This window comes from Ilyobacter sp. (assembly GCF_041583315.1).
In the GTDB taxonomy this organism is placed as follows: Bacteria; Fusobacteriota; Fusobacteriia; order Fusobacteriales; family Fusobacteriaceae; genus Ilyobacter.
Window position 1 is genome coordinate 1 of sequence record NZ_JBFHGC010000071.1, and the last position, 7,466, is coordinate 7,466.

The following is a 7,466-nucleotide window of genomic DNA, read 5'->3' on the forward strand; positions in this document are numbered from 1 at the left end:
AGTATGTAATCTTCAGATATAGAGGAGATGATTATCCAACGGTATTTTGAAGAGATTCCTTTTTTATTGTTTTTTCTCTTAGCCACAGAAGATAAAACATACTCATCCTCTGTAGGGTCTATTTTTATATAGGTATACAGGGTATTATCAATAAGGAGCTGTCCGATTATATTTTTCTCTATTCCATTCCATAATTCAGGGTGTTCATTTTTCAAGTTGACGGATTTTTTTTCGTCAAACATAAAACCCCACTCTTTTTCTGTGTCTTCATGCATCAGGTAATATGAGCTGTTGTTTGTTATAAAATAAGATTTTCCTTTTTCAGGGTCAGAGCTATTTTTAATGTCATCCAGAATATTTTTACCGAGGTAGTTTACGATAACTAACCCTTTATTTTTACCAGTTTCGTCAAAGACCGGAGTTGCAAATCTAAGAATGGGCTTATAGGGAACCTCTATACTTTTATTCTCAATATTGAGATCGAAATACGACATGAAAATCTCGCCTTTGTTTAACTTCATAGTATTCGTAAAATAGTACCGGTCTTTTTTATTTTGAAGGTCGTCTTTTTCAACAATAACAGGGTATCCATCTCTGTAATTTACTCTGATTATTTCCATGCCTGTTTCATCGATATAACGTATCTGGTCATAGATTTTTTTATATTTTATAAACTTCAGATACTCATCAGCAGCCTCACCAAAATCAGCTGTGGGATTTTCTAAGCTGCTATGTAGATAGGAGCTTTGTGAGAGGTATAAAAGGTCTGAAGTTACTCCTGAAAGATCGTTTAGTATAATGTCGTGCATGGATTCTGTAGATATTTTTTCAGAAATTTTGATTTGATCCAGTTCATTTTTTATACCGGACATTCTCATGACCATAAAAAAAATAAGAGTTAGGATAAAAAATGGAGAAAAAATATAGAGGAAGTATTTTAACTTGATATGTCTGTTTTGGGATTGACTCATAAAAAAACTCCTTTTCAATTGAAATTTGGTTGTTTTTATTGTATCTGAATTAAGCTGATACTTAAAAAATTAAAAGTAAATAAGTTTATCGTGCTTCCAGCTTTTTTAACTTGAAAAAGTGACAAAACTTTTAAAATCAGTAAAATATTCATAAAAACTCTGATTTAATTATAATCTTAAATTTTCTAAAAAGTATATAAAATTAAAAAAATATCTGTGATTATGCAGACCGGTACTTCCGGAGAAAAAATATTCCAGGAGTTTTGTAGGAAATAAAACAGAATTGGAGAAATAATTGTCTAACGGGGTGAGTTTAATGAACTTAAAAAAGGAATTGGGATTTTGGGAAGTTTTTAGTATAGCTAGCGGGGCTATGATCAGTTCTGGTATATTTATTCTGCCGGGAATAGCCTTTGAAAAATCTGGTCCGAGTATAATATTTTCCTATTTTTTAGGAGGAATCCTTGCCCTTTCAGGAATACTAAACGTAATAGAACTGGCTACTGCCATGCCAAAGGCAGGAGGGGACTATTTTTTTGTTATGAGAACCTTGGGACCTTTGGTGGGAACCATATCCGGAGTTCTCAGCTGGTTTGCTCTGTCCCTCAAAAGTGCCTTTGCCATCATGGGTATATCCAGTTTCATAGACGGGATCTTTTACGGTTCTGTGACAGCAAATGATATGTTTTTTATATCCATAGTGATTACGCTTTTTTTCATGATACTAAATATAATAGGGGTAGATATAGCCGCCAGGTTTGAAGTTACACTGGTGGTGATATTAATAAGCGTAATGATAATATATATAATTACAGGGTCGAGGTCCATGGATTTTTCAAGATATACTCCCTTTATAGCTTCTTTTGAAAATGGTAAAATAAAAGAAGTATTTCCGATGTTTCAAAATGCAGGGATATACCGAATTGTTGGAACAACCTCTCTTATATTTATATCCTTCGGAGGCCTTTTGAACGCAACAACTGTGGCAGAAGAGGTCAAGGATGCAGGTAACAATATAACAAAGGGGATGATAGCCTCTATAATGACCATCACCGTACTCTACGTCCTCATGCTTGCTGTAACAGTTGGTAATATTGACGGCGGGGCACTGGCAGGTTCATTATCTCCCATATCTGAAACAGGTAAAAGGATTTTTGGAACATGGGGTTATTATCTTATAAATTTTGCAGCTCTTTTAGCTTTTTTTACAACTGCAAATGCCGGTATAATGGCGGCTTCACGATATCCCATGGCTCTTTCCAGAGATGGACTCGTCCCTCCGGTAATGAGTACGGTGAACATCAGGTTTAAAACCCCTGTTATATCCATACTTTTTACAGGGACATTTATAATGCTTTCTCTTATGCTGCCATTAGAGTTATTGGCCAAGACAGCATCAGCAGTGATACTTTTGGCCTATATACTCGCAAGCCTGTGTGTGATAATACTCCGTGAGAGCAACGTCAAAAATTACAAGCCCATATTTAAGGCACCCCTATACCCGTGGCTTCAGATAAGCTGTATAATAATATTTAATTATTTTATGCTGAGCTTGGGCTGGAAGGTCCTTAAAATAAATTTTTTGCTTATAATCATAAGCATACTAATCTATTTTCTGTACGGTAAAAAAAGAACATCACAGGAGTATGCACTTCTTCATCTTCTTCTCAGAATAACTGAGAATTTGGGACTGAAGCACGCCCTTGAAGAGGAACTGAGAGATATAATACAGGAGAGGGATGAGGTGGAGCTAGACGAGTTTGACAGGCTCATAAAAAATGCCAAGATTCTGGATCTTGAGGGGCCTGTTACCCTGGATGAACTTTTTGTTATAGAGGCCGAGCACCTGACTAGCGTAGTGCAGAAAACAGAGCGTGAGCTCATAGATCTTTTCAACGACAGAGAGAGGGAGTCTAGTACTGCAGTGACTGATTTTACTGCCATACCTCATATCGTGGTAGATGAGCAAGATCTTTTTTACCTCATGGTAATAAGGTGTCGTGAAGGGATAAGGTTCAATGAAAAAAGGCAGTCTGTGAAAGCTGTATTTTTATTTATAAGCAGTCCTACGCTGAGAAAGACTCATCTGAGAACCCTGGCATCTATAGCGTCACTGGCAAGTGAGGATAGTTATGAGATAAAATGGATGAATGCCAAAAACGAAAACTATCTGAGGGATATGATTTTATTAAGTAAAAGAAAGAGGATACACCATAAATTTTAAAAAATATTGACTTTTTAATCAGAGATTATTAAGATAGAAACATCTTGATAAAGGGGGAATGGGATGAATTTGAGTAACCTTAAAAATATCGATCCAGAAATTTACGACGTTGTACTGAAAGAAGAGGACAGACAGGAGTATGGTCTAGAGCTTATAGCTTCTGAAAACTTTGTATCCAAAGCTGTGATGGAAGCTGCAGGGAGTGTACTTACAAATAAGTATGCTGAAGGGTACCCTGACAAGAGATATTACGGTGGATGTCAGTTTGTGGATGTGGCAGAAAAGCTGGCTATTGAAAGAGCAAAAAAATTATTCGGTGCAGAATATGTAAATGTTCAGGCACATTCGGGGTCACAGGCTAATATGGCTGTATACAAAGGTCTTATAAATATCGGAGATACAATCCTCGGGATGAAGCTAGATCACGGAGGGCATCTTACTCACGGAATGCATGTAAACTTTTCAGGAAAAGACTATAAAGTAGTTTCTTACAGTGTGAGAAAAGATGATGAGCTAATAGACTATGAAGAAGTAAGAAAAGTAGCTCTTGAAGCTAAACCAAAAATAATAATAGCAGGAGCCAGTGCATATCCGAGAATAATTGACTTTAAGAAATTCAGAGAGATAGCTGACGAAGTGGGAGCTTATCTAATGGTTGATATGGCTCACATAGCAGGTCTTATAGTGGCAGGAGAGCATCCAAATCCTGTAGAGCATGCCCACGTAGTGACGACGACCACTCACAAGACGCTGAGAGGACCTCGTGGGGGAATGATTCTTACTAATGACGAGGATATAGCCAAAAAAATAAATAAAACAATATTCCCTGGAATTCAGGGCGGACCCCTTATGCATGTAATAGCAGCTAAGGCAGTTGCTTTCAAAGAAGCACTACAACCTGAATTTAAAGTTTATCAGGCTCAGGTAGTGAAGAATGCCAAAGTACTGGCAGAGGAACTCCAAAAAGGAGGTCTCAGAATCGTCAGCGGAGGTACAGACAACCATATGATGCTGGTGGATCTTACGCCTAAGGGGCTTACTGGTAAGGCAGTGGAAGAGGGTCTAGGGAAGGCTCATATAACTGTAAATAAAAACGGGATTCCTTATGATACTCAGAAACCAATGATCACAAGCGGAATCAGGATAGGAACTCCGGCTCTTACTACAAGAGGTATGAAGGAAGAGGAGATGAAGGCAGTTGCTTCATTTATATTGAGAGTTGTAGATAATATCGAAGACGACAGTGAAATAAAAAAAGTAGGGGAAGAAATAAAAGAATTTTGTAAAGATTTTCCTCTTTATAGATAACATCTATTAAGGCTGTCTTATGACAGCCTTTTTTTTTGATTTTTTAATTAAAAACTTATGTTTCTTAATGATGTAGAAGAATAAGACTTGTTTTTATCGGATAATGAGAAAAAAAGAACTAAATTTCCAAATGATTAAAATTCCAGGCACAGTTGTAATTTCAATGAAATATGCTTAAAGAGTATAGTTGTATGGGGAATATGTGTATGAAAATTTAATTTTAAGTGTTGACAATTATAGCAAGTGAAATTATACTCATAGTAAGGGAAGTGAAAGCTTCTTTTAATTATCGCAGAGATCTGTCTGTAAGACGTGCAGAATCTCGTAAACAACAATCTACTACACCCACTTAAGACCAGGTTGCCCGCCTGGTCTTATTTTTTTTGAGTCTCAAAATCAAAAGATTAATATTAAATTTATCGTGTTATTTTAATTAGATGGCAAAAATGATAATATGATATACAGATAAATTTATAAAACTGGACGGTTTCAGTTATTTCCAAATCAAAATTTATTTTTTAAAAAAGGGATGTGTAAATATGAAAAAGGTTTATGAGATAAAATGTGACCAAAAAGGAATTTTTTTAGAGAGGCCAAATAGATTTATAGCTGAAGTAGAGCTAGACAACGGCTCAGTGGAAACAGTTCATGTGCATGACTCAGGAAGGATAAAGGAACTGCTTTTCAAGGGAAACAAAGTTAACATAAAGAGTGCATCAAACCCCAATAGAAAAACCCGGTGGGATATGATAAGTGCCCTCAGTGAAGACGGAGAGGAGATATTGATAAACTCTGCATATCACCGTTATATATCAGAAAGTATCCTTCGTGACCCGGAAATTTCACCCTTTGGAGATTTGGACAATATCAAGGCAGAGGTGAAGTACGGAGGCAGCAGAATAGACTATATGCTGACTAAAGGCGATGAAAATATATGGGTAGAGGTGAAGGGGGCGTCTCTCTCAATAAACAAAGTAGCTATGTTTCCAGATGCACCGAGCACCAGGGCTCAAAAACATCTTAAAGAGTTAATGGAAATACTGGAAAAAGGAGAAAGAGCTGCAGTTCTTCTTCTTGTTTTCAGAGATTCAGAGTATTTCAGGCCGAAATGGGAGACAGACCCTTTGTTTTCAGAGCTTTTTTATGAGGCAAAAGAGAAGGGGGTTGAAATCTATCCTGTCCAGCTGGAACTGAAGGACGGAGATATAAACTATAAAGGTCTGCTGCCTGTAGGGGATAAAGGTTTCAAGTGAGTATTTGAATCAAAGATGCTTATTTAACTGAAATTTTTCAGATTTTATTTTTTGATTTTTATCTGAATTTAAATGGAAACAGCAACATGCTAACAAGTCAATATTGGATTTTTTTCTTGATTTTGACACGTGATGAGAGTAATATCTATTGTGAAAGCAATATATAAATTGGAGGTATTTAGATGTTTATTAAAGGTAGTTTTAATTACAAGTTTGTCCAGAACACTAATTGCGAGTATTTTCCGTGTCATGAGATGGAGGATAAAGAGAAGTTCAACTGTCTTTTCTGCTACTGTCCTTTGTATATGATGGGTGAAGATTGCGGAGGAAACTTTAAATACACCGAGCACGGGATAAAAGACTGTTCTAAATGTGTCCTTCCTCACATAAAAGATGTGGGCTATGACCATGTTCAAGAGAAGATGATGACAGTTATAGATATAGTAAAAGATGAATATTTACAAAAGAAAAGAAAATAAAAAAATGGAGGCTAGATAAAAGCCTCCATTTTTTTATATATATTCTTTTATACTCACAGTAGGATGGTTTTCATAATCGATAACCACTCCTTCCCATGTTCTTATCTTGACAGAATTTTTTCCTCTGGACAGCAGGTACTGAGGCATAATAGGCGTCTTCCCCTGTCCTTTAGGAGCATTTATTATATACGTAGGGATAGCCATTCCAGAGGTATATCCTCTGAGGTATTCCATAATCTCAATACCATCATCTACAGATGTATTGAAGTGAAGAGTTCCCTTTACATGTTTTGCATGGAAGATATAATAAGGTCTTACTCTAACTTTAAGCATCTCATGATTCAATAATCTCATGACATATTTATCGTTATTGATCCCGTTTAGCAGAACGGCTTGATTTCCCAGAGAAATACCTCCGTTTGCAAGTTTGTCACAGGCCTCTTTAACTTCAGGAGTTATCTCTTTTGGATGATTAATATGTGTGTTCAGATATATCGGGTGATATTTCTTGAGCATATCAACCAGTTCGTCGGTCACCCTCTGAGGCATTGTAACTAACGTTCTTGTTCCTATTCTGATGTAGTCTACATGAGGGATGCTTTTCAGCTCTTTCAGTATCCACTCCAGTCTGTTGTCTGAAAGACATAAAACGTCTCCTCCTGTGAGTAGCACATCTCTTATTTCAGAGTTGTTTCTTATGTAATCAATAGATTCCATGATGACTGCATCACTCTGATGTGTATCATTTTCCCCTATATTCCTTCTTCTCTGGCAGTGTCTGCAGTACATTGCACATTCGTTGGTGGTGTTTATAATAAGTCTGTCAGGGTATCTCCTTGTGATACTTCCTGCAGGATTTGTAAACTCTTCACCCATGGGGTCTGCTTCTCCTTCTGGATGGGCTGCTTCTGAACCGGTAGGCACAGAAAGAAGTCTTACTGAATCATATTTATTGTCCGGATCTATAAGGGCTGCATAGTATGGTGAAATTGCCCATCTGTAAGTTTCTCCGACATTTGCGATTTCTTTTTTTTCTTTTTCAGTGAGATTGACAATGAGGCTCAGTGTCTCAACATCACTTATTCTATTTATAAGCTGCCATTTATAATCATTCCACTGTTCTTCAGAAGCTCCGAAATGCTTCATTAGAATATCTTTTGATTTTTTATATTGAGCCTGTACTTTATCTGAAAAACCTGTGGGAATTGACTCTCTTGCAACAAGATAATCC

General features: G+C 36.6%; 5 protein-coding genes and 1 pseudogene. 4 read left to right on the plus strand and 2 right to left on the minus strand.

Annotated elements, in window-relative coordinates; genetic code table 11:
- Positions 1-971 (minus strand): annotated as a pseudogene (locus tag ABZA26_RS04000) (hypothetical protein); the annotation flags it as partial.
- Positions 972-1,287: 316 nt separating this feature from the next.
- Between ABZA26_RS04000 and ABZA26_RS04005 the strand changes: the two are divergent.
- From ABZA26_RS04005 to ABZA26_RS04020, 4 genes are all read left to right on the plus strand, one after another.
- Positions 1,288-3,195 carry an amino acid permease gene (locus tag ABZA26_RS04005; protein WP_372713227.1) on the plus strand — a complete coding sequence of 636 codons (1,908 nt, stop codon included), beginning with the start codon at positions 1,288-1,290 and terminating at the stop codon, positions 3,193-3,195.
- Between the two features lie 63 nt (positions 3,196-3,258).
- On the plus strand, positions 3,259-4,503 hold the full coding sequence (glyA, locus tag ABZA26_RS04010; protein WP_372713228.1) for a serine hydroxymethyltransferase: 1,245 nt from the start codon (positions 3,259-3,261) through the stop codon (positions 4,501-4,503).
- A gap of 539 nt (positions 4,504-5,042) precedes the next feature.
- On the plus strand, positions 5,043-5,756 hold the full coding sequence (sfsA, locus tag ABZA26_RS04015) for a DNA/RNA nuclease SfsA (RefSeq protein WP_372713229.1): 714 nt from the start codon (positions 5,043-5,045) through the stop codon (positions 5,754-5,756).
- A gap of 182 nt (positions 5,757-5,938) precedes the next feature.
- A complete protein-coding gene (locus tag ABZA26_RS04020) occupies positions 5,939-6,235 on the plus strand; it encodes a cysteine-rich small domain-containing protein (protein WP_372713230.1) in 297 nt (98 codons plus the stop codon).
- Positions 6,236-6,268: 33 nt separating this feature from the next.
- On the opposite strand, the gene eam is transcribed toward ABZA26_RS04020, so the two are convergent.
- Positions 6,269-7,466, minus strand: a 1,198-nt coding sequence (eam, locus tag ABZA26_RS04025) for a glutamate 2,3-aminomutase (protein ID WP_372713231.1), incomplete at its 5' end; no start/stop codon positions are given.

What these genes read in the sequence shown, in the direction of transcription:
- ABZA26_RS04005 (WP_372713227.1), top strand. Translation starts at nt 1,288, where the DNA reads ATGAACTTAAAAAAGGAATTGGGATTTTGGGAAGTTTTTAGTATAGCT.
- glyA (WP_372713228.1), top strand. Translation starts at nt 3,259, where the DNA reads ATGAATTTGAGTAACCTTAAAAATATCGATCCAGAAATTTACGACGTT.
- sfsA (WP_372713229.1), top strand. Translation starts at nt 5,043, where the DNA reads ATGAAAAAGGTTTATGAGATAAAATGTGACCAAAAAGGAATTTTTTTA.
- ABZA26_RS04020 (WP_372713230.1), top strand. Translation starts at nt 5,939, where the DNA reads ATGTTTATTAAAGGTAGTTTTAATTACAAGTTTGTCCAGAACACTAAT.